This is a genomic window from Mycobacterium sp. NTMscope_MAC_12 (genome assembly GCF_976985675.1).
This window is the reverse complement of the sequence record NZ_CDRJYY010000001.1, coordinates 5,063,674-5,084,185: the sequence shown is the minus strand read 5'-3', so window position 1 is coordinate 5,084,185 and position 20,512 is coordinate 5,063,674. Positions and strand designations below refer to the sequence as shown.

Here is a 20,512-nt window from a genome sequence, read left to right as displayed (position 1 = left end):
GGCAATCGGGCCTCGCCTAAGACCGGTCGCCGGGATACGTCGCGGCGGCGAGTTCCAGGATCTCGGCGCGGTCTGCCGGCAGGATGAATCCAGAGCGGATCGCCGCGTCGAGCGCGGCGGTGAAGCGTTCCAGGTATTCCGTGCTTCCGCCGGGATAGAGCCGGCGCAGCGTAGTGGCGTCGAAAAGCTCGCCGGAGCCGAAAATCATCGACATGATGCTCTCGTCGCCGCCCAGGCCCGACGTCCGGGCGACCGGCACGTCCACCCAGGGGGTCCGAAGGCCGCCCCGGGTGAGGCCATTGCCGTCCAGAACCGGTTGTGGCCCTTCGGTTTCGCGAACCTCGAGGGGCTCGGCGCTGGGCGGCGGCCCGCCGCCGGCGACCCAGGTGTTGAGCGCGGCGAGCGCGGCCTGCACCACATAGTGGTGTTGCGGACCGAAGTTGATGCAGTGCGCCAACTGCTGGCCCATCAGCATGTTGGTCGGCGCGTAGGCGGCGGCGATGGCCTCGAGCGGCGCCGAGCCGCTGTCGATGAACGCGGCCTGGATGGTGTAGTTGTCGGCATGGGCGGCGCCGGCGATCTCCCAGACCCGCAGGTATTGGTTGTCGGGCTGCCGCGCGAAGTAGTAGCCCTGCCGGGCTCCGCCGAAGACGTCGGTTTCGGTGATGACCGTCAGCAGCGGGACGCGCAGTTCCGGCCGGAACCCAACCCCTTGCGGCTCCTCGGCTTCCGCGAAGATCGAGGTACCGTCGAGCGGGGCGGCCGGGCCGAAACGGGAATGGACAAGGAACCCGTCGTAGCTGCGGGCCAACGGGTCGATCGCATTGATGTAGGTCGTCAGGAACATCGCCGACTGCGATTCGCCCAGCGCAATGACGCGCCGCACGGGCAGATCCCGCACGAGCGCATGGCGTTCGGCGCTTTTGAGCAGGCAACCGATTTGCGAGAAGATGTCGTAGGAGAAGGCGTCGCCCGGGTGGTGCAGGGGCGCATACCGTTGCGGATCCTGGCTTTTCAGCGACATGTCGGCGCCGAGCAGGCTGTCGCCGCCCTCGACCCCCACCCGCTGAGCCGAGACCCCGACATAGGCGTAACCGGCGCGGACGATTTCGCGATGCGCCATCATCCATACCGCGGGAGCGTCGATGCCGCCGCTGACGTTGAGCCATTCGACCAGTACTGTTCCGTTAAACCGAGTCGGATCCGACGGGGTCAACACCACGATGCGCGTCGTGTAATCGGCTGAGCCCGAGGGTGTGACGTCCCAGCGGCCGTCCGGTCCCAGCTCGGTCACCGCGGTATAGGACGAGGCCGTCGCGGAAACGAAGAACTCCTCGACGCGATAGCCCACGTCGGCGAGGTCATAGGCGCTCAGCAGCAGCAGCGGCTTGCCGGGCGCGGCCGTGACCTGGGCGGTGGAACTCGTCATCGCAACCTTCTTACCTGTGACCCGCGGACAGCGAACTGGGTAGCCCGAACTTCGTGAACAACGTGTCATCGAGGAACGCCACCACGTGAGACACCTTCTCGCCGTGCACATCCAGCACGTGCAACTGGAAGCGGACATGTTCGTCGCCGGCGCGCATGTACATCGCCGCGGCGAGCTGACCGTTGGCGACCAGCGGTAGCAGTCGCATGTCTCCGCTCGCCTCGGCCGGGCATTGCTGACGGATGAGCGTGACGATGTCCGTCACGCCCCGATACCAGCCCGCGTACGGCGGCATTTCCCAGATCGCCTCCGCGGTGAACATCTCCACCAGGCGGTCGATGTCGTAGGTTTCGAATGCGGCGATGTAGCGGGCCAGCAGGTCTTGGGCCTCCGGCGAATCCGGCGGCGCCAGTTGATCATTGGCGCTGGGTCCGACGGCGTCCAGCTGCGACCGGGCCCGCTGCAGCAGGCTGTTGACGGCGGTCGTGGTGGTACCGACCGCCTCGGCGACCTCGGCGGAGCGCCACTGCAGCACGTCGCGCAGGAGCAGCACGGCCCGTTGTCGCGGCGGAAGGTATTGCAGCGCAGCCACAAACGCCAGCCGCACCGACTCCCGCGACCCGACGACCACCGACGGGTCCGCCGGGTCATCGGTCAACGTCGGTAGTGGCTCCAGCCACGGCACTTCACGGCGCTCCACCAGCTCGGCGGTCGGGTCCGAGCTGGGGGCGCCCAGGCCCACCGGCAACGCCCTGCGCCCTTTGCCCTCCAGCGCGCTCAGGCAGGTGTTGGTGGCGATGCGGTGCAGCCACGTCCGCAGCGAGGACTTTCCCTCGAATCGGTCGTAGGACTTCCAGGCCCGCAGCAACGTCTCCTGCACCAGGTCCTCGGCGTCGTGCAAGGACCCGGTCATCCGATAGCAGTGGGCGAGCAGCTCGCGGCGATACGGCTCGGCCTGCGCCGAGAAATCGGTCCCCAGCACCGAGTCGCCTTCGGAGTTTTGCGCGAGAAGGCTCACGCGGATGAGCCTACGCAGTGTCCGCAACCCCGGCCCGCATCCCAGCCACTACGCTGCACCTCAATGACTAGGACCACCCGATGAACCGCACCGAACGCAGTTTCGACGGATTCGGCGGTGTGCGCATCGTCTACGACGTCTGGACCCCCGACACGGCACCGCGGGCGGTCCTGGTGCTGTCGCACGGCCTCGGCGAGTACGCCCGCCGCTACGACCACGTCGCCCGGCGCTTCGGCGAGGCGGGCCTGGTCACCTACGCGCTGGATCATCGCGGACACGGCCGCTCCGGCGGCAAACGGGCGGTGGTGCGCGACATTCACGAGTACACCACCGACTTCGACACCCTGGTCGGGATCGCCACCCGGGAACACCACGGCCTCAAGCGCGTCGTGCTGGGCCACAGCATGGGCGGGGGCATCGTCTTCGCCTACGGCGTCGAACGCCCGGACAACTACGACCTGATGGTGCTGTCGGGACCCGCGGTGGCGGCCCAGGACCAGGTGTCACCGCTGCTCGCCCTGGCCGCCAAGGTGCTCGGTGCCGTCGTGCCCGGGCTGCCCGCGCAGGACCTCGACGTCGACGCCATCTCGCGCGATCCTGCGGTGGTGGCCGCCTACAAGAGCGACCCGCTGGTGTACCACGGCAAGGTGACGGCCGGCATCGGCCGCGCGTTGCTGCAGGTCGGCGAGACGATGCCGCAGCGGGCGCCGGCCCTGACCGCGCCGTTGCTGGTGGTGCACGGCTCCGAGGACCGGTTGATTCCCGTCGCCGGCAGCCACCGCCTGGTGGAATGCGTGGGGTCCACGGACGTCGAGCTCAAGGTGTATCCCGGCCTGTATCACGAGGTCTTCAACGAGCCCGAGCGCGAGCAGGTGCTCGACGATGTCGTCTCCTGGATCACCGCTCGGCTGTGAGGCAAGAATGTCGGAGCGCTCCCGTACCTTGGCGGCAATGACTCGCGCCGGTGACGATGCAGAGCGAGGCGATGAGGAGGAGCGGCGCCGATGCCTCGCGGTGACGATGCAGAGCGAGGCGATGAGGAGGAGCGGCGCCGATGCCTCGCGGTGACGATGCAGAGCGTAGCGATGAGGAGGAGCGGCGCCGATGACCGACGACAAGATGCTGGCGCGCATCGCCGCACTGCTGCGTCAGGCCGAAGGAACCGATAACACCCACGAGGCCGACGCGTTCATGTCGGCCGCGCAGCGGCTCGCGACGGCCGCGTCCATCGACCTTGCGGTGGCGCGCTCGCATTCGGCCCAGCGTTCGGCCGCGCAGGCCCCGACGCAGCGCACCATCACGATCGGCGCGGCGGGCGCCAAGGGGTTGCGGACGTATGTTCAGCTCTTCGTGCTGATCGCCGCCGCCAACGACGTCCGATGCGACGTCGCATCGAATTCGACGTTCGTCTACGCCTACGGGTTCGCCGAGGACATCGATGCCAGCCACGCGCTGTATGCCAGCCTGGTCGTGCAAATGGTGCGTGCGTCGGACGCCTACCTGTCCTCGGGCGCGCATCGTCCCACGCCGACGATCACCGCCCGGCTCAACTTTCAGCTCGCCTTCGGGGCGCGCGTCGGGCAGCGGCTGGCCGAGGCCCGCGACGAGGCCCGGCGGGAAGCCACCAAGGACCGGCGGCGTGCGCCGGGAACCGCAATCGCTTTGCGGGACAAGGAGGTCGAGCTCGTGGACTACTACCGCGGCGCGTCGAAGGCGCGCGGCACCTGGCAGGCCAGCCGGGCGTCGGCCGGGTATTCCTCGGCGGCGCGGCGCGCCGGCGATCGGGCCGGGAAGCGAGCGCGGCTCGGCAACAGCCCCGAACTCCCCGGGGCGCGGAGCGCGCTGAGCGGGTGACTGCCGGGAATTCCCCGCGGCGGGATTCTCAACGGTCCAGGGTGTATGCGGCCGAGGAGTTCGTCCGCACGCTGTTTGACCGTGCGGCCCAGCACGGCTCACCCGCGGTGGACTTCTTCGGCACGCAGTTGACGCTGCCGCCCGAAGGCCGGTTCGGCTCGGTGGCCTCCGCCCAGCGCTACGTGGACGACGTGCTGGCGCTGCCGGCGGTGCGGCAGCGATGGCCGGGGGTGGCGCCGTTGCGGGTCCGGCCGCGGCGGGCCGCCACCGCCGCGCACTACGAAAACCACGACGGCGCAGGCGTTATCGCGGTCCCCGACCGTGGCACCGCCGACTGGGCGCTGCGTGAGCTGGTGATGCTGCACGAAGTGGCGCATCATTTGTGCCAGGCCGAGCCGCCGCACGGCCCCGAGTTCGTCGCGACGATCTGTGAGTTGACGGAGCTGGTGATGGGACCCGAACTGGGGCATGTGCTGCGCGTCGTCTACGCCAAAGAGGGTGTGCGGTGAGAGATCCCGACGATCGGGCGCGCGAGATCGAAGCCCAGATGACCGACGACGAGCGGTTCTCGCTGCTGGTCTCGGTGATGGGGGCCGGTGACATGTGGCCGGTGCGCGACGAGCGCATCCCGGCGGACACGCCGATGAGCGCGGGGTACGTGCCCGGGGTTCCCCGCCTCGGGGTGCCGCCGCTGCGGATGAGCGATGCCGGCCTGGGCGTCACCAACCCCGGTTACCGTCCGGGCGACACGGCCACCGCGCTGCCCGCCGGGCTGGCGCTGGCCGCCAGCTTCGATCCGGCGCTGGCCCGGTCCGCCGGCGACGTGATCGGCCGGGAGGCGCGCAGCCGCGGAATCAACGTGCAGCTCGCCGGGGCGATGAACCTCGCGCGCGATCCCCGCAACGGCCGCAACTTCGAATACCTTTCCGAGGACCCGCTTTTGACCGCCGCGATGATCGCGGAGTCGATCGACGGCATCCAGCGCCACGGCGTCATCTCGACCGTGAAGCACTACTCGCTGAACTGCAACGAGACCAACCGGCACTTCCTGGACGCGGTCATCGATCCCGACGCGCACCGCGAATCCGACCTGCTGGCCTTCGAGATCGCGATCGAGCGGGCGCAACCCGGCGCCGTGATGACCGCATACAACAAGATCAATGGCGTCTACGCCGCGGCAAACGATGTCCTGATCAACGAGGTGCTCAAGGGCGCCTGGGCCTATCGCGGCTGGGTCATGTCCGATTGGGGCGCCACGCCGAGCTGGGAATGCGCGCTGGGCGGTCTCGACCAGGAGTGCGGGGCCCAGATCGACGCGCTGCTGTGGCAGGCCGAGGCCTTCGGTGCGCCGCTGCGCGACGCGTACACCGACGGCAGGCTGCCCAAGGGGCGCCTGTCGGACATGGTCCGACGGATCCTGAGGTCCATGTTCGCCGTCGGCATCGACCGCGCCGAACCGGGTCCGGCCCCGGATATGGATGCGCACAACGAGATTGCGCTGCGCATAGCGCGGCAGGGAGCCGTGCTGCTGACCAACCGGGGGGCGCTCCCGGTGGCGCCCGAGTCGGGCCGGCGCATCGCCGTCATCGGCGGTTACGCGCACCTGGGTGTGCCGGCCGGTTACGGTTCGAGCACCGTCGTTCCCCAGGGCGGCTACGCGGGCGTGGTCCCGATCGGCGGCTCGGGACTGGAGGCCGGGCTGCGCAACCTGTACCTGCTGCCGTCGTCGCCGTTGCAGGAGTTGCGAAAGCAGCTGCCGCAGGCCCAGATTGAGTTTGATCCCGGCATCAGCCCGGCCGAGGCGGCGCGGGCGGCGCAGCAAGCCGACATCGCGATCGTGTTCGCGGTGCGCGCCGAAGGGGAGGGCTACGACCTCGCCGACCTGTCGCTGCCGTGGGGCCAGGACGAGATGATCGCGGCCGTGGCGGCGGCCAACCCCAATACCGTGGTAGTGCTCGAGACCGGCAACCCGGTGAGCATGCCGTGGCGCGACGCGGTGAATGCCGTTGTGCAGGCGTGGTATCCGGGTCAGGCCGGCGCCCGGGCGATCGCCGAGATCCTCACCGGGCGGGTGAACCCGTCGGGCCGGTTACCGATCACCTTTCCGGTCGATCTGGACCAGACGCCTCGCCCGCGGCTACCCGGCTCCGGCGAACCGTGGGGGACGGCGAGCACGATCGCGTACTTCGAGGGCGCCGATGTCGGCTACCGCTGGTACGCGGGCAACGGCCACCAGCCGATGTTCGCCTTCGGTCATGGCCTGTCCTACACCAGGTTTGACTACCGTGACCTGGTGCTCACCGGCGGGGAGACCATCACCGCCACGTTCAGCGTCGTCAATGCCGGCGATCGGGCCGGGGCGGAAGTGCCGCAGCTGTATGTGACGGCTGTCCCCGGCGGACCGTGCCTGCGGTTGCTGGGATTCGAGCGGGTCGAGCTCGACCCGGGCGACACCTGCCGGGTGCGGATCGAGGCCGATCCGCGTCTGCTCGCCCGCTACGACGGCAGCGCCGGAAGCTGGCGGATCGAGCCGGGCGTTTACACGGCGGCGGTGGGCATTTCGGCGTCGGCCATGCGTCTGTCGGCCGCGGTGGCGCTGACCGGCCGTGCGTTCGGGCGATGACTCACGCGGGCTGACGCCCGAACGCACGGCCGTGCCGGCGCGTTACTCGACGGGGGTCAGCGCGTCGCCGCACGTGCAGCGGTACCCCTCGCCCGCACCCGAGCAGTGGCAGGGGACCTCGATGCGGACACGGCAGCCGCAGCCTTCGTGACCGCACGTCAGCAGGGTCCCGGCTTCGTAAGTTGCCATCTGATTCACCCTTTTCTCCTGGTGTGACTTGTGCGGCGCGGTTCGGCCGCACCCTCACCATATACCCCCCATGGGTATATGTAAACGGCGGCGAAGGGCCCGTGGCGGGCCGGCCGTCGTGCAAGGGCCGGGTGGGCGCCGCTAGCGTTGACGCCATGAGCGAGAAACCGACCCCCCACGACGTCGACGCATTCCTGGACAGCACGGTGGTTGGCGACGACCCGTCCTTGACCGCGGCGCTCGAGGCCAGCAACGCGGCCGGGTTACCGCCGATCGCGGTATCGGTGCAGCAGGGAAAGTTCTTGAGCCTGCTCGCCGGCGCCATCGGCGCGCGGCGCATCCTCGAGATCGGCACCCTGGGTGGCTTCAGCACCATCTGGCTGGCGCGCGGCGCCGGGCCGCAGGGCCGGGTGGTGACGCTGGAATACGAGCCGAAGCACGCCGAGGTGGCGCGGGGCAACCTGGAGCGCGCCGGCGTCGCCGATCGAGTCGAGGTGCTCGTCGGCGCGGCGCTGGACACGCTGCCGACGGTGACCGGACCCTTCGATCTGATCTTCATCGACGCCGACAAGGAGAACAACGTTGCGTACCTTCAGTGGGCCGTCCGATTGGCCCGGCCCGGCGCAGTCGTGGTGGTGGACAACGTGATTCGCGACGGTCAGATTCTGCGGCCGGATTCCGACGACGCCCGGGTGCGGGCGACCCGGGAGACGCTACAGGCGATGGGCGAGCACCCGCGGCTGGACACCGCGGTGATCCAGACGGTGGGGGCCAAGCACTGGGACGGCTTCGCCTTGGCGTTGGTGCAGTAGCCTCAGCGCGGGCACAGGTCGGCAACCGCTTGCCCGGCGGAGCTGAGTTCGCCGATCCGCAGGGCGGTTTCACCGGCGTACAGGGCCGCGCCGTCCAGCCACGAATCGGGCACACCGGCCACCGGTGCCAGCGGCGTGAAGAACGGAAGGGCCGGCGACTGCAGGCGCATCAGTGCGCCCGCATCGAAATAGCCCAGCGCCGACAGGGGACGGCTGGCCGCGTTGAGGGCCGCCGGTACGGCCCTGGCCCGCCCGTCGGGCCGGCACCACCGGTGGGTGGCCGCGTTGGGCACGACGCGGTGCCGTAGCGGCCAGCTCAGCCCGAACAGGTTTGTCTCGATCGTCCTGTCCGCTTGAAGGATTCGCCGCTGATACTCGCGGCTCGCATTGGCCTCGTGCGTCAACAGGAATCGCGTGCCTGCGATCACGCCGCCGGCGCCGCCGTCCAGCGCGGCGCGAGTGTCGGCGGCCGTGGCGATGCCGCCGGCCAAAAACACCGGCCGGCCCCCGGCCGCGCGCAGGGCGTGCGGCAGGAAATCCAGGGCCGGCACGGTCCCGACGAGGTGCCCGCCGGCCTCGCGCCCCTGCGCTATCAAACCGTCGGCGCCCGAGGCGATTGCGGCGCGCGCCTGCGCCTCGGTGCCGACCATCACAAAGACGAAGATCCCGGCGTCCCGCAGGTGCTCGACGAGGCCGCGTTTCTCTCCGAACGCCAACACGACGACGTCCACGCGGGCATCGACGCACACCGCGACGTGGTGGCGATGCACAAAGGGCAGCAACAGGTTTACCGCGACGGCGCGACCCGGCGCCTGCTCGCGCACCCGGTCGATCGAGGCCCGCAGCCGGCGCGGGGTGTCGATGCCCAGGGTGCCGAGCCCGCCCGCGTTGGCGACCGCGGCCGCCAGGCTCGCCCCCGCCAGCCCGCCGCCCATGCCGGCCTGCCCCACCGGGCAATCGAGCCGCAGTCGGTCCGCGATGTCCATGCCTGAAGACGCTACGCGGTTCCTCGAATTGGACAGCGATCGAGCGTAATCTTGACGTCAGATGGATGGGTGCAGCCCAGCTCAAAAGGCTTGCTGCATAACAGAAAGGTCACAAAATGAGTACAGTCCATTCATCAATCGATCACCACCCCGATTTGTTGGCGCTGCGCGCCCGCTATGAGCGCGTCGCCGAGTCGATGAGTGCGCATTTCACCTTCGGCCTGGCTCTGCTGACGGGTCTGTACGTGGCCGCGTCACCGTGGATCGTGGGATTCAGCGCGACGAGGACGCTTGCCACGTCTGACCTGATCGCAGGGATCGCGGTGGCGTTCCTGGCGTACGGGTGCGCGACGGCGCTGGATCGCGCGCACGGCATGACGTGGACGCTGCCGGTGCTCGGCGTGTGGGTCATCGTGTCAACGTGGATCGTGCCGGACGTCGTGCTGACCACCGGCATGACCTGGTCGAATGTCGTCGCGGGTGCGTTGTTGACCTTCTTGGGCCTCAACGCCACCTACTTCGGCATGCGCACGCGCGCCACGGGCACCCACGCCTAGTCCCGAACTCGGTTAGGCCACAAGTCGATTCGCCGCCTGGCCGGACGATCCGGTCAGGCGGAGATCAACCGCAGACTGCGCCGATCGCGGCCGAGCTGACCAGCTTGACGTACTTGGCCAGCACCCCGGTCTTGTAGCGCGGCGGCGGCGGCGTGAAACCCGTTCGCCGAGAATCGAATTCGGCGGGATCGGTGAGCACGTCGAGGACACGGTTGGCGACGTCCAGGCGGATGCGGTCGCCGTCGCGCAGAAACGCGATCGGCCCGGCGTCCACCGCCTCGGGGGCGATGTGGCCGACGCACAGGCCGGTCGTCCCGCCGGAGAACCGGCCGTCGGTCAGCAACAGCACGTCCTTGCCGAGACCGGCGCCCTTGATCGCGCCGGTGATGGCGAGCATTTCCCGCATGCCGGGACCGCCCTTCGGGCCTTCGTAGCGGATCACCACCGCGTCGCCCTTGGTGATGGTGCCGTCCTCCAGGGCGTCCAGCGCGGCCCGCTCGCCGTCGAAAACCCTTGCGGTGCCTTCGAACACGTCGGAATCGAAGCCGGCCGACTTGACCACCGCGCCCTCGGGCGCCAGTGAGCCGCGCAGGATGGTGATTCCCCCGGTGGGGTGAATGGGATTGCTCAGGGCCCGCAGCACCTTGCCGTCCGGGTCGGGCGGGGCGATCTCGGCCAGATTCTCGGCCAGGGTCGCACCGGTCACCGTCAAGCAATCGCCGTGCAGCAGGCCGGCATCCAGCAACGCCTTCATCATCACCGGCACACCGCCGATGTGGTCGACGTGGGACATGACGTGGCGGCCGAACGGCTTGACGTCGGCCAGGTGTGGAACCTTCGACCCGATCCGGCTGAAATCGTCGAGCGTCAGCGCGACGTCGGCCTCGTGGGCGATGGCCAGCAGGTGCAGCACCGCGTTGGTGGAGCCGCCGAACGCCATCACCACCGCGATCGCGTTCTCGAACGCCTCCTTGGTGAGGATGTCGCGGGCGGTGATCCCGCGCCGCAGCAGTTCGACAACGGCCGCACCGCTGCGCCGGGCGAACCCGTCGCGGCGGCGATCGGTCGCCGGCGGCGCCGCGCTTCCGGGCAACGACATCCCGAGCGCCTCGGCCGCGCTGGCCATCGTGTTGGCGGTGTACATGCCGCCGCAGGCGCCCTCGCCGGGACAGATCGCACGCTCGATGGCGTCGACGTCCTCGCGCGGCATCAGCCCGCGGGCGCAGGCCCCCACCGCCTCGAACGCGTCGATGATGGTGACCTCACGCTCGCTGCCGTCGGAAAGCTTGGCGACCCCGGGCAGGATCGAACCGGCGTAGAGGAACACCGAGGCCAGATCCAGCCGCGCGGCGGCCATCAGCATCCCGGGCAGCGACTTGTCGCAGCCGGCCAGCAGCACCGAGCCGTCGAGGCGTTCGGCCTGCATCACCGTCTCGACGCTGTCGGCGATCACCTCGCGCGACACCAGCGAGAAGTGCATCCCCTCGTGGCCCATCGAGATGCCGTCGGACACCGAGATGGTGCCGAACTCGAGGGGGTAGCCGCCGGCGGAGAACACCCCCTCCTTGACGGCCTTGGCGAGCCGGTCGAGCGAGAGGTTGCACGGCGTGATCTCGTTCCAGGACGACGCGACGCCGATCTGCGGCTTGGCGAAGTCCTCGTCTCCCATGCCTACGGCCCGCAGCATGCCACGGGCGGCGGCCTTCTCCAGGCCGTCGGTGACGTCACGACTACGCGGCTTGATGTCGGCGGTCCGAGCCGAATCGGTGGTGGGCATTGTTCAAGTATGCGCTGGCCAGTCGCGATGCCCGTCCCCGGGGTAATACCCCGCCGGGGTATAAGGTGGACGTGGCGGCACGGCAGGCGTAACGGCAGGGGTGAAACGAACATGACCGACGAACACGGGTACTCGCAGCAGAAGGACAATTACGCCAAGCGGCTGCGGCGCATCGAGGGCCAGGTGCGGGGGATCGCCCGCATGATCGAGGAAGACAAGTACTGCATCGACGTCCTGACCCAGATCAGCGCCGTCAACAGCGCGCTGCGTTCGGTCGCGCTGAATTTGCTCGACGAGCACCTGAGCCACTGCGTCACCCGCGCCGTGGCCGAGGGCGGCGACGAGGCCGACACCAAGCTCACCGAGGCCTCCGCCGCGATCGCCCGCCTGGTGCGCTCCTGATCGCAGGGCGTGTTGCCACGCCAAGTTGGAGGAACCGGCAGTCGGTGTGCGTACGGTAGGGGAGCGCGACCTCGGCGACGTTGCTCAGCCGATTGCGCACACCCAACCGATGACTGTGATGACTGCCGAAACCGCCAACACAGCCGCGCGAACGTGGACGCCACGGATCGCGGCTCAGCTCGCCATCCTCGCGGCCGCGGCCTTCACCTATGTCACCGCCGAGATCCTGCCGGTGGGCGCGCTGCCGGCGATCGCCCGCAACCTCAACGTCAGCTTGGTCCTGGTGGGCACCCTGCTGTCCTGGTACGCCCTGGTGGCGGCCCTGACTACGATCCCGCTGGTGCGCTGGACCGCGCACCTGCCCCGCCGCCGCGTGCTGGTCGCGAGCCTGACCTGCCTGACCGCCTCGCAGCTGATCTCGGCGCTGGCGCCCAACTTCGCGGTGCTGGCCGCCGGGCGGGTGCTCTGCGCGGTCACGCACGGCCTGCTGTGGTCGGTCATCGCGCCGATCGCGATCCGGCTGGTGCCGCCCAGCCACGCCGGGCGCGCCACCATGTCGATCTACGTCGGCACCAGCCTGGCGCTGGTCGTGGGCAGCCCGCTGACCGCGGCCCTGAGCCTGATGTGGGGCTGGCGCCTGGCCGTCGTGTGCGTCACCGTCGCGGCCGCGCTCGTCACGATCGCCGCCCGGGTGATGCTGCCGGAGATGGTGCTCACCGACGACCAGCTCGCCCACGTCGGGCCCCGGTCCCGCCACCACCGCAACGGACGGCTGATCACCGTGAGCGTGCTGGCGATGATCGCGGTCACCGGCCATTTCGTCTCCTACACGTTCATCGTCGAGCTCATCCGCAACGTCCTCGGCGTGCGCGGGCCGAACCTGGCGTGGGTGCTGGCCGCCTACGGGCTGGCCGGCCTGCTGTCGGTGCCGCTGGTGGCGCGGCCGCTGGACCACCGGCCCAAGTCCGCCGTCATCCTGTGCATGACGGGCCTGACGGCCGCCTTCGTGGTGCTGACCGCGCTGGCGTTCGGCGGCCGGTCCGGCGCGACGACCGCCCTGATCGGCACCGCCGCCATCGTGCTGTGGGGGGCCATGGCCACCGCCGTATCGCCGATGATGCAATCCGCCGCCATGCGCAACGGGGCCGACGACCCCGACGGCGCGTCGGGGCTCTACGTGACGGCGTTTCAGGTCGGCATCATGGCCGGCTCGCTGGCGGGTGGGCTGCTCTACGAGCACAGCGTCACGATGATGCTGATCGCTTCGGCGATCCTGATGGCGGTCGCGCTGGTCGGCATCGCGGCCAACCGGCGGATGCTGGACGTCCCGCAGCCGCGGCCGACAAGCTCACGCGATTCATAACCGCCCAGGTCAGAGGCGTGTTCCGGGAGCCATCGGGGCCGCCGGCGGCCGCCGGCGACGATCGACGGCGCGCGCCCTATGCCAGACTGTGTCGAGTACACGAGTGGAGGTATGCATATGTCGGGCTGGACGAGGGCCTGGACTTTCAAGGGTCTCTTCGCCGCTCTGAACGTCACCGGCTGCGGCGCCGTCATGACCCTGGCACTGGTGCTGAGCGCGGCCCCGGCGCTGGCCGACCCGGACCCGGCTCCCGCTGACCCGGGCGCCGTCGCCGCCCCGCCCGGCCCGCCGGATCCCTTCGCGCCGCCACCCCCGCCCGACCCGCTGGCGCCCCCGCCCCCGCCCGACCCGGCGGCGGCGCCGCCCTGGGTTCCCCCGATGGCGGAACCCGCCGCGGCCTCGGCCGCCGGCCAGAACCCCACCCCGTTCACCGGGACGGCGCCGTTCGGGCCGCCGAAGATCCTTCCCGCGGGCGGGTCGACCGTGGGCGTCGCCCAGCCGATCATCATCAACTTCCCGGGACGCGTCGACGACGCCGGCGCCGCGGAAGGCGCGGTCCACGTCTCGTCGGTGCCCGCGGTCCCGGGCAAGTTCTACTGGATGACCCCCACGCAGCTGCGCTGGCGGCCATTGAGCTTCTGGCCCGCCCACACCGCGGTGACCGTCGACGCCGGGGGCACCGTGTCGAGCTTCCGAACCGGGGACACGCTGGTGGCCACGGCCGACGACGCCACCCATCAGTTGACCGTCACCCGCAACGGCACGGTGGAGAAGACGATCCCGATGTCGATGGGCATGACGTCCGGCAACCACCAGACCCCCAACGGCACCTACTACGTGCAGGACAAGAAGCCGTCGGTGGTGATGGATTCGTCCACCTACGGGGTCCCGGTCAACTCGACCTACGGCTACAAGGTGACGGTGGAGGACGCGGTCCGCTTCGACAACGTCGGCGACTACGTGCACAGCGCCCCGTGGTCGGTGGACGACCAGGGCAAGCGCGACGTCAGCCACGGCTGCATCAACATCAGCCCCTCCAACGCGAAGTGGTTTTTCGACAACTTCGGCGCGGGAGACCCGATCATCGTGAAGAACTCCACCGGCGGCAGCTACAAGAAGAACGACGGCTCCGCCGACTGGATGAACTAGCTCTCCGCGAGCAGACGCAGAATCGCCCATTTCCACGTGAAATCGGGCGATTCTGCGTCTTCTCGCCCTCACCTCGCCGCGGGGTCTTCCGCGGGGCCGGCGATTATGTATAGCATCATATATAACGCGGCCTGAGGAGCGGCGATGCGCGGACCACGCGAACGGATGGTGACGTCGGCCGCGCTGCTGATCAGGGAGCGCGGCGCGCACGCCACCGCCATCTCCGACGTCCTCGAGCACAGCGGGGCGCCGCGCGGATCGGCCTATCACTACTTCCCGGGCGGCCGCACGCAACTGCTCTGCGAGGCGGTGGACTACGCCGGCGACCACGTCGCCGCGATCATCGCCGAGGCCGAGAGCGGCCCCGAGCTGATCGACACCCTGATCGACAAGTACCGCCGCCAGCTGCTCGACAGCGACTTCCGCGCCGGCTGCCCCATCGTGGCCGTGTCCGTGGAGGCGGGCGAGCCGGCGGACGCCGAGCGCATGGCGCCGGTGGTCGAGCGCGCGGCGGCGGTGTTCGACCGCTGGACCGACCTGATCGCGCAGCGCTTCATCGCCGACGGGATAACCCGGGAGCGCGCAGGCGAATTGGCGGTCCTGGCCACCACCGCGCTCGAGGGCGCGATCGTGCTGGCACGGGTGCGCCGCGACCTGATGCCCCTGGACGTCGTCCGCCGCCAGGTGCGCGAGCTGCTGTCGGCCACGTCGTCGTAATCAGGTGACCGGAGAGGATGTCCCGCAGTGACCACAAACGAGACCGGTGAATGGCAATCCAGCGCCTGCATCCTGTGTGAATGCAACTGCGGCATCGTCGTTCAGGTCGACGATCGCCGGCTGGCCCGCATCCGCGGGGACAAGGCGCACCCGGCGTCGCAGGGCTACACCTGCAACAAGGCGTTGCGGCTGGACCACTATCAGAACAGCCGCACCCGGCTGACCTCTCCGCTGCGCCGCCGCGCCGACGGCAGCTACGAGGAAATCGACTGGGACACCGCGATCGTGGAGATCGCCGAGGGGTTCAAGCACATTCGCGATGCCTACGGCGGGGACAAGATCTTCTACTACGGCGGCGGCGGGCAGGGCAACCATCTGGGTGGGGCGTACAGCGGCACCTTCCTGAAAGCGCTGGGCTCCCGCTACCGTTCGAATGCGTTGGCGCAGGAGAAGACCGGCGAGGCCTGGGTCGACGGGCAGTTGTACGGCGGCCACACCCGGGGCGAGTTCGAGCACGCCGAGGTGGCGGTGTTCGTCGGCAAGAACCCGTGGATGTCGCAGAGCTTTCCGCGCGCCCGGGTGGTGCTGAACGAGATCGCCAAGGATCCGGCCCGGTCGATGATCGTCATCGACCCCGTCGTCACCGACACCGCCAAGATGTCCGACTTCCATCTGCGGGTGCGACCCGGCACCGACGCGTGGTGCCTGGCGGCGCTGGCGGCCGTCCTCGTCCAGGAAAACCTGTGCGACGAGACGTTTCTCGCCGAGCACGTGCACGGGGCCGACACCGTCCGCGACGCGTTGCGCGAGGTTGCGGTGGCCGACTACGCGCAACATTGCGGGGTCGACGAGGAACTGCTGCGCGCGGCGGCCCGGCGCATCGGCGCCGCCGCGAGCGTGTCGGTCTTCGAAGATCTCGGCGTGCAGCAGGCGCCCAACAGCACGCTGTGCTCCTACCTGAACAAGCTGCTGTGGGTGCTCACCGGTAACTTCGCGAAACGGGGCGGCCAGCACCTGCATTCGTCGTTCGCGCCGCTGTTCGGCCAGTTCTCCGGCCGCACACCGGTCACCGGCGCCCCCATCATCTCCGGGTTGGTGCCCAGCAACGTGATTCCCGAGGAAATCCTGACCGACCACCCGGACCGCTTCCGGGCCATGATCGTGGAGAGCAGCAATCCCGCTCACTCGCTGGCCGATTCGACCGCCTGCCGCGAGGCCTTCGAGGCGCTGGAACTGATGGTGGTCATCGACGTCGCGATGACCGAGACCGCCAGGCTCGCCCATTACGTGCTGCCGGCCGCGTCCCAATTCGAGAAACCGGAAGCCACCTTCTTCAACCTGGAGTTTCCGCACAACACGTTCCAACTGCGCCGTCCGCTGCTGGCGCCGTTGCCGGGAACGCTGCCCGAGCCCGAGATCTGGGCCCGGCTGGTGCGGGCGCTCGGCGTGGTCGACGACGCGGACCTGCGGCCGCTGCGCGACGCCGCTCAGCGGGGTCGGCGGGCATATGCCGAGGCCTTCCTCATCGCGGTGGCCACCAATCCGACTGTGGCCCAGCTGCTTCCGTATGTGCTCTACGAGACGCTCGGACCCACGCTGCCGGAGGGTCTGCGCGGCGCGGCCGCGCTCTGGGGCCTGGCCCAGAAGACCGCGATGAACTATCCCGACGCGGTGCGGCGCGCCGGTCACGCCGACGGCAACGCGCTGTTCGACGCGATCCTGGACAACCCGTCGGGGGTGACGTTCACCGCCCACAACTACGAGGACGACTTCGCGTTGATCAGCCACTCCGACCACAAGATCGCGCTGGAAATCCCGCCGCTGCTCGACGAATTGAGGGCGCTGGCCCGTACCCCGGCCGAGCTGACCACCCCGGATTTCCCGATCGTGCTGTCGGTGGGGGAGCGGCGCGCCTACACCGCCAACGACATCTTCCGGGACCCGTCCTGGCGCAAACGCGACGCCGACGGCGCGCTGCGGGTGAGCGTCGAAGACGCCCAGGCCCTGGGGCTGGTCGACGGATGCCGGGCCCGCATCAGCACCGCGGCCGGCACCGCCGAGGCCACCGTCGAGATCACCGAGACCATGCTCGCCGGACATGCCGCCCTGCCCAACGGCTTTGGGCTCGACTACATCGACGACGACGGTCACACCGTCGTTCCCGGCGTGGCCCCGAACGCGCTCACCTCGTCCGGGTGGCGCGATCCCTACGCGGGAACGCCGTGGCACAAGCACGTGCCCGCCCGCATCGAGGCCGCTGATCGAGAGAGATTAGCCCACCAAAACCTATAGGTCGATTCGTTGAAGATGTGGTCTAGCTCCGCCACGTACCCGCCACGCGCCCCCACCAACCAGAGATGCCATAGCGCACACGTCAGCCAGTGTTGCTGCAGCGATCGAAAGCAGCTCTGCTCGCGTAGCGTTGCCGGGGTAATAGAAGATGTGCACCCTCGCCTTCAGGAGCGCGTCAAGCTCGTCTGGCCGTTCGAGAATCTTCGTGTCCTTAGCAATGGCGGCCCAACGCTCTTCGCCACATCGCGCCAACCAGATCGCATCTGGCGTCCCTTGGGCCTCATGTCGTGATCCGAACACGCTCCACGGCGTATGTACGACATAGCCCAGATCTTCAAAGAACCGGCGGAGGCTCTTCCCCGCCAGCCCTTCGTCGATGTAGAACTCAGGCGGCGCGGCCCAAGAGGATGCGGGCGGCGGTTCCAACATCATGGACTGAAATTCCGAACTCGTCAGCGACAGTCTCGGCGGTTTCTCCAGCCTTAAGCATCGCAGCTACATCGATCATGCGAGCGCCTGACGCTCCAAATCGGGGTTGACCGAACCCGTACTGAGGATCAACGATCACCTTGGAGGGTTCGCAGCTCTGCAGTCTGAGCCGCGTGGGTTGCCCGTTGTCTTCGCGCGATATGTAAGTGAGGTAGTCCTCGACGATCGCCCTGATCACCGTTTGACCCGTGCGGGCTTCGATGAGCCCTCGTCCGCCTGGCGTTTTCGAAAAGTCCCATAGAACGTCTATTCCATCGGTGGCGAGGTTTGGAGCCGTGAGGGCGTATTCAGTGCCGAACTCACGCTGAAGCACACTCAGGGCTGGACGAATCTTCCGAACTTGGACGCCAGCAGTACGGAGGGCCTCAAGGACATACGCCTCGGTCAGCGTTATGAAGCTGACGGACGCGACTCGACGGCCAGTGAGTCCGGCACGATTGCTGTCACTTTTGGCGGAGCCGCCTACAGGATGCCTGGGCTTTACGGTGCCGACGACTTTGCCTCCGCGGACGTCAGAAAACGCGTCTGAGTCGCTGGGGCGATCGGCGAGATGAAGCAGAGGCTCCCCTCTGGGGTATCCCCTGGCCCAACGGTGGAAGGTCTGCTGGCTTATAGCCAGATAACGTGCCGCGTCGGTTAGGTTCATGATTGCGCGGCGGAACTCTGGTGCGAATTCGTTGGCCGTCATAATGGTGATTGTCGCAGAAGGTACTGACGATTTACTCGTCGCAAGTCAATCGGTTTTCAGCTGCAACTTCTCCGTTGCTTACCCGCGGTCCCTCTAGTCCTTCTTCGGAGGCCTTGTCACGACAGCTGGCGCCGCCCGGGTGGGCCTCAGTTCCAGATCTTGACCCGGCGTTCCGGCTCCAAGAACAGCGAGCCGTTATCGGCGCCGTCGAAGGCGTCGTAGAAGGCGTCCATGTTGCGCAGCACGCCGTTGCAGCGGAATTCCGGCGGCGAGTGCGGATCCACCGCCAGGCGCCGGATCGCTTCGGCGTCACGGGATTTGGTGCGCCACACCTGCGCCCAGCCGTAGAACACGCGCTGCACACCGGTCAGGCCGTCGATCACGGGAGCGGGCCGGCCGTTCAGCGACAACTGGTAGGCCAGCAGCGCGATCGACAGCCCGCCCAGGTCTCCGATGTTCTCTCCGACAGTGAACGCGCCGTTCACGTGGTGGCCGCTCGCCAACTCGCGCGGGGTGTACGTGTCGTACTGCTCGATGAGGGCCTTTGTGCGGGAGCCGAATTCGGTGCGGTCGGCGTCGGTCCACCAGTCGATCAGGTTTCCGTCGCCGTCGTACTTGGCGCCCTGGTCGTCGAACCCGTGGCCGATCTCGTGCCCGATCACCGCGCCGATGCCGCCGTAGTTGGCGGCGTCGTCGGCCTCGGCGTCGAAGAACGGTGGCTGCAAAATGGCTGCCGGGAAGACGATTTCGTTCATGCCGGGGTTGTAGTACGCGTTGACCGTCTGCGGGGTCATGAACCACTCGTCCTTGTCCACCGGCCCGCCGAGCTTGGCCAGCTCGCGGTCGTGGTTGACGGCGTACCCGCGCTGATAGTTGCCGTAGAGGTCGCTGCGGTCGATCACCAGGGTGGAGTAGTCCCGCCACTTCGCCGGGTAGCCGACCTTGGCGGTGAACTTGTCCAGCTTGGCCAGCGCCCGCTCCCGGGTCTGCGGCGTCATCCACTCCAGGTCGTTGATGCTGATCCGGTAGGCCGCCTGCAAGTTGGCCACCAGCTCGTCGATGCGGGCCTTCGCGCCGGGCGGGAAATGCCGCTGCACGTAAAGCTTTCCGACGGCATCGCCCATCAGGCTCTCGACCAGCGAGACCGCCCGCTTCCACCGGTCCCGGATCTGCTCGGTGCCGGTCAGCCGGCGGCCGTAGAAGTCGAAGTCCGCCGCCACCAGCTCGTCGGTCAGCCAGGGAGCCCGGGCGCGGATCACCCGCCACCGGGCCCAGCTCCTCCACACCTCGATGTCTTCGTTGCGCCACAACTCGGCGAACGACCGAACGTAATCGGGTTGGCGCACAACGATTTCCGCGAGCGACTCGACCTTGGCGCCGAGCGCGGCGGCCCACGTGTCCCAGTCGAAGCCGACCGACTCCTCGCGCAACTCCGCGAACGTGCGCAGGTTGTAGGTGAGGTCGGCATCGCGGCGCTTGACCACATCCCAGTGCGCCTCGGCCAGCCGGGTCTCCAACGCGACGATGCGCTCGGCGGTCCGGATGTGGCCTTCCGGGTCCCCGCCGAACACCAGGCCGAACATCCGCGCGATGTGCCCGGGGTAGGCCTCGAGCAGCTCGGCGTGCTGCTCCTCGCGGTAGTAGGACTCGTCGGGCAACCCGAGCCCGGACTGGGTGAAGTGCACCAGGTAACGGGCCGAGTTCTTGGCGTCGGTGTCCACATAGAGCGCGACACCGCCGCCCACCCCGGTGCGCTGCAGGGCGCCGAGGGCGGCGGCCAGCGCGTCGGCGTCGGCGGCGTCGCCGATCACCGCCAGCTCGTCGAGCAGCGGCCGCACGCCGCGGCGCTCGACGGTCTCCTCGTCGAGGAAGCTCGCATACAGGTCGCCGATGCGCTGCGCGTCGGCGTCGCCGGCCGAACGCTGCTCGCTGGCCTCGACGATCAGGTCCCGCACCTGTTCCTCGGCGCGGTCGTACAGCTGCCGGAAGGCACCGTCGGTGGCCCGGTCCGCCGGGATCTCGTATTCGGCCAGCCAGCGGCCGTTGACGTGACCGAACAGGTCGTCTTGGGGGCGGATGCTGTCGTCTACGTAGCTCAGGTCGATGCCCGAGCGGAGCGCCGTATTCGTCACCCCGCCATCCTTCCATCTTTGCCGGGTGCAACGAT

The 20,512-nt window shown here is 68.8% G+C and carries 19 protein-coding genes; 11 read left to right on the top strand and 8 right to left on the bottom strand.

Annotated features, from left to right (window positions below; genetic code table 11):
• Positions 1 to 16: 16 nt before the first annotated feature.
• Entirely contained in the window at positions 17 to 1,429 is a 1,413-nt protein-coding gene (locus AC0KS4_RS23580; RefSeq protein WP_225327186.1) for an alpha/beta hydrolase domain-containing protein, read from the bottom strand.
• A gap of 10 nt (positions 1,430 to 1,439) precedes the next feature.
• Positions 1,440 to 2,492 carry a sigma-70 family RNA polymerase sigma factor gene (locus AC0KS4_RS23575; protein ID WP_425326365.1) on the bottom strand — a complete coding sequence of 351 codons (1,053 nt, stop codon included), beginning with the start codon at positions 2,490 to 2,492 and terminating at the stop codon, positions 1,440 to 1,442.
• A gap of 35 nt (positions 2,493 to 2,527) precedes the next feature.
• Between AC0KS4_RS23575 and AC0KS4_RS23570 the strand changes: the two genes are divergently transcribed.
• The 4 genes from AC0KS4_RS23570 to AC0KS4_RS23555 all read left to right on the top strand — a co-directional run bounded on the left by AC0KS4_RS23570 (position 2,528) and on the right by AC0KS4_RS23555 (position 6,924).
• Positions 2,528 to 3,361: an alpha/beta hydrolase gene (locus tag AC0KS4_RS23570; RefSeq protein ID WP_238957120.1), complete on the top strand. Its 834-nt coding sequence runs from the start codon at positions 2,528 to 2,530 to the stop codon at positions 3,359 to 3,361.
• Positions 3,362 to 3,551: 190 nt separating this feature from the next.
• Positions 3,552 to 4,301, top strand: a complete 750-nt coding sequence (locus AC0KS4_RS23565; RefSeq protein ID WP_238957119.1) for a DUF2786 domain-containing protein — start codon at positions 3,552 to 3,554, stop codon at positions 4,299 to 4,301.
• Entirely contained in the window at positions 4,298 to 4,810 is a 513-nt protein-coding gene (locus AC0KS4_RS23560; protein WP_238957118.1) for a TIGR04338 family metallohydrolase, read from the top strand. Before AC0KS4_RS23565 ends, AC0KS4_RS23560 begins: the two co-directional genes overlap by 4 nt.
• A complete protein-coding gene (locus AC0KS4_RS23555; protein ID WP_238957117.1) occupies positions 4,807 to 6,924 on the top strand; it encodes a glycoside hydrolase family 3 protein in 2,118 nt (705 codons plus the stop codon). Before AC0KS4_RS23560 ends, AC0KS4_RS23555 begins: the two co-directional genes overlap by 4 nt.
• Before the next feature lie 42 nt (positions 6,925 to 6,966).
• Here AC0KS4_RS23555 and mymT read toward each other — a convergent pair whose 3' ends face one another.
• Positions 6,967 to 7,113, bottom strand: coding sequence for a copper-binding metallothionein MymT (gene mymT / locus AC0KS4_RS23550; protein WP_008261926.1), 147 nt, complete (start codon positions 7,111 to 7,113; stop codon positions 6,967 to 6,969).
• 155 nt (positions 7,114 to 7,268) lie between these two features.
• Between mymT and AC0KS4_RS23545 the strand changes: the two genes are divergently transcribed.
• The gene (locus AC0KS4_RS23545) at positions 7,269 to 7,925 is read left to right on the top strand and encodes an O-methyltransferase (protein WP_238957116.1); all 657 of its coding nucleotides are present in this window, start codon (positions 7,269 to 7,271) and stop codon (positions 7,923 to 7,925) included.
• Positions 7,926 to 7,927: 2 nt separating this feature from the next.
• Here AC0KS4_RS23545 and AC0KS4_RS23540 read toward each other — a convergent pair whose 3' ends face one another.
• On the bottom strand, positions 7,928 to 8,911 hold the full coding sequence (locus tag AC0KS4_RS23540) for a nitronate monooxygenase (protein WP_238957115.1): 984 nt from the start codon (positions 8,909 to 8,911) through the stop codon (positions 7,928 to 7,930).
• Positions 8,912 to 9,027: 116 nt separating this feature from the next.
• Here AC0KS4_RS23540 and AC0KS4_RS23535 point away from each other — a divergent pair, with 116 nt between their 5' ends.
• Positions 9,028 to 9,468 (top strand): SPW repeat protein, encoded by a 441-nt coding sequence (locus tag AC0KS4_RS23535; RefSeq protein WP_225327179.1) that lies wholly within the window; start codon positions 9,028 to 9,030, stop codon positions 9,466 to 9,468.
• A 64-nt stretch (positions 9,469 to 9,532) separates the two neighbouring features.
• Here AC0KS4_RS23535 and ilvD read toward each other — a convergent pair whose 3' ends face one another.
• Entirely contained in the window at positions 9,533 to 11,245 is a 1,713-nt protein-coding gene (ilvD, locus tag AC0KS4_RS23530; RefSeq protein WP_225327178.1) for a dihydroxy-acid dehydratase, read from the bottom strand.
• A 111-nt stretch (positions 11,246 to 11,356) separates the two neighbouring features.
• Here ilvD and ricR point away from each other — a divergent pair, with 111 nt between their 5' ends.
• From ricR to AC0KS4_RS23505, 5 genes are all read left to right on the top strand, one after another.
• The gene (ricR, locus tag AC0KS4_RS23525) at positions 11,357 to 11,647 is read left to right on the top strand and encodes a copper-sensing transcriptional repressor RicR (RefSeq protein ID WP_225327177.1); all 291 of its coding nucleotides are present in this window, start codon (positions 11,357 to 11,359) and stop codon (positions 11,645 to 11,647) included.
• 118 nt (positions 11,648 to 11,765) lie between these two features.
• The gene (locus AC0KS4_RS23520) at positions 11,766 to 13,010 is read left to right on the top strand and encodes an MFS transporter (RefSeq protein ID WP_225327304.1); all 1,245 of its coding nucleotides are present in this window, start codon (positions 11,766 to 11,768) and stop codon (positions 13,008 to 13,010) included.
• A gap of 117 nt (positions 13,011 to 13,127) precedes the next feature.
• Positions 13,128 to 14,159 (top strand): L,D-transpeptidase, encoded by a 1,032-nt coding sequence (locus tag AC0KS4_RS23515; RefSeq protein ID WP_238957114.1) that lies wholly within the window; start codon positions 13,128 to 13,130, stop codon positions 14,157 to 14,159.
• A 144-nt stretch (positions 14,160 to 14,303) separates the two neighbouring features.
• Entirely contained in the window at positions 14,304 to 14,876 is a 573-nt protein-coding gene (locus AC0KS4_RS23510) for a TetR/AcrR family transcriptional regulator (RefSeq protein WP_238957113.1), read from the top strand.
• Between the two features lie 27 nt (positions 14,877 to 14,903).
• Positions 14,904 to 17,168, top strand: a complete 2,265-nt coding sequence (locus tag AC0KS4_RS23505) for a molybdopterin-dependent oxidoreductase (protein ID WP_238957112.1) — start codon at positions 14,904 to 14,906, stop codon at positions 17,166 to 17,168.
• Here AC0KS4_RS23505 and AC0KS4_RS23500 read toward each other — a convergent pair.
• From AC0KS4_RS23500 to AC0KS4_RS23490, 3 genes are all read right to left on the bottom strand, one after another.
• Positions 17,163 to 17,597: a PIN-like domain-containing protein gene (locus tag AC0KS4_RS23500; RefSeq protein WP_425326364.1), complete on the bottom strand. Its 435-nt coding sequence runs from the start codon at positions 17,595 to 17,597 to the stop codon at positions 17,163 to 17,165. The two genes, AC0KS4_RS23505 and AC0KS4_RS23500, sit on opposite strands and share 6 nt — an antisense overlap.
• Positions 17,554 to 18,345 (bottom strand): DUF433 domain-containing protein, encoded by a 792-nt coding sequence (locus tag AC0KS4_RS23495; protein ID WP_238957111.1) that lies wholly within the window; start codon positions 18,343 to 18,345, stop codon positions 17,554 to 17,556. Before AC0KS4_RS23495 ends, AC0KS4_RS23500 begins: the two co-directional genes overlap by 44 nt.
• A 146-nt stretch (positions 18,346 to 18,491) precedes the next feature.
• Entirely contained in the window at positions 18,492 to 20,477 is a 1,986-nt protein-coding gene (locus AC0KS4_RS23490) for a M13 family metallopeptidase (RefSeq protein ID WP_238957110.1), read from the bottom strand.
• Between the last annotated feature and the right edge of the window lie 35 nt (positions 20,478 to 20,512).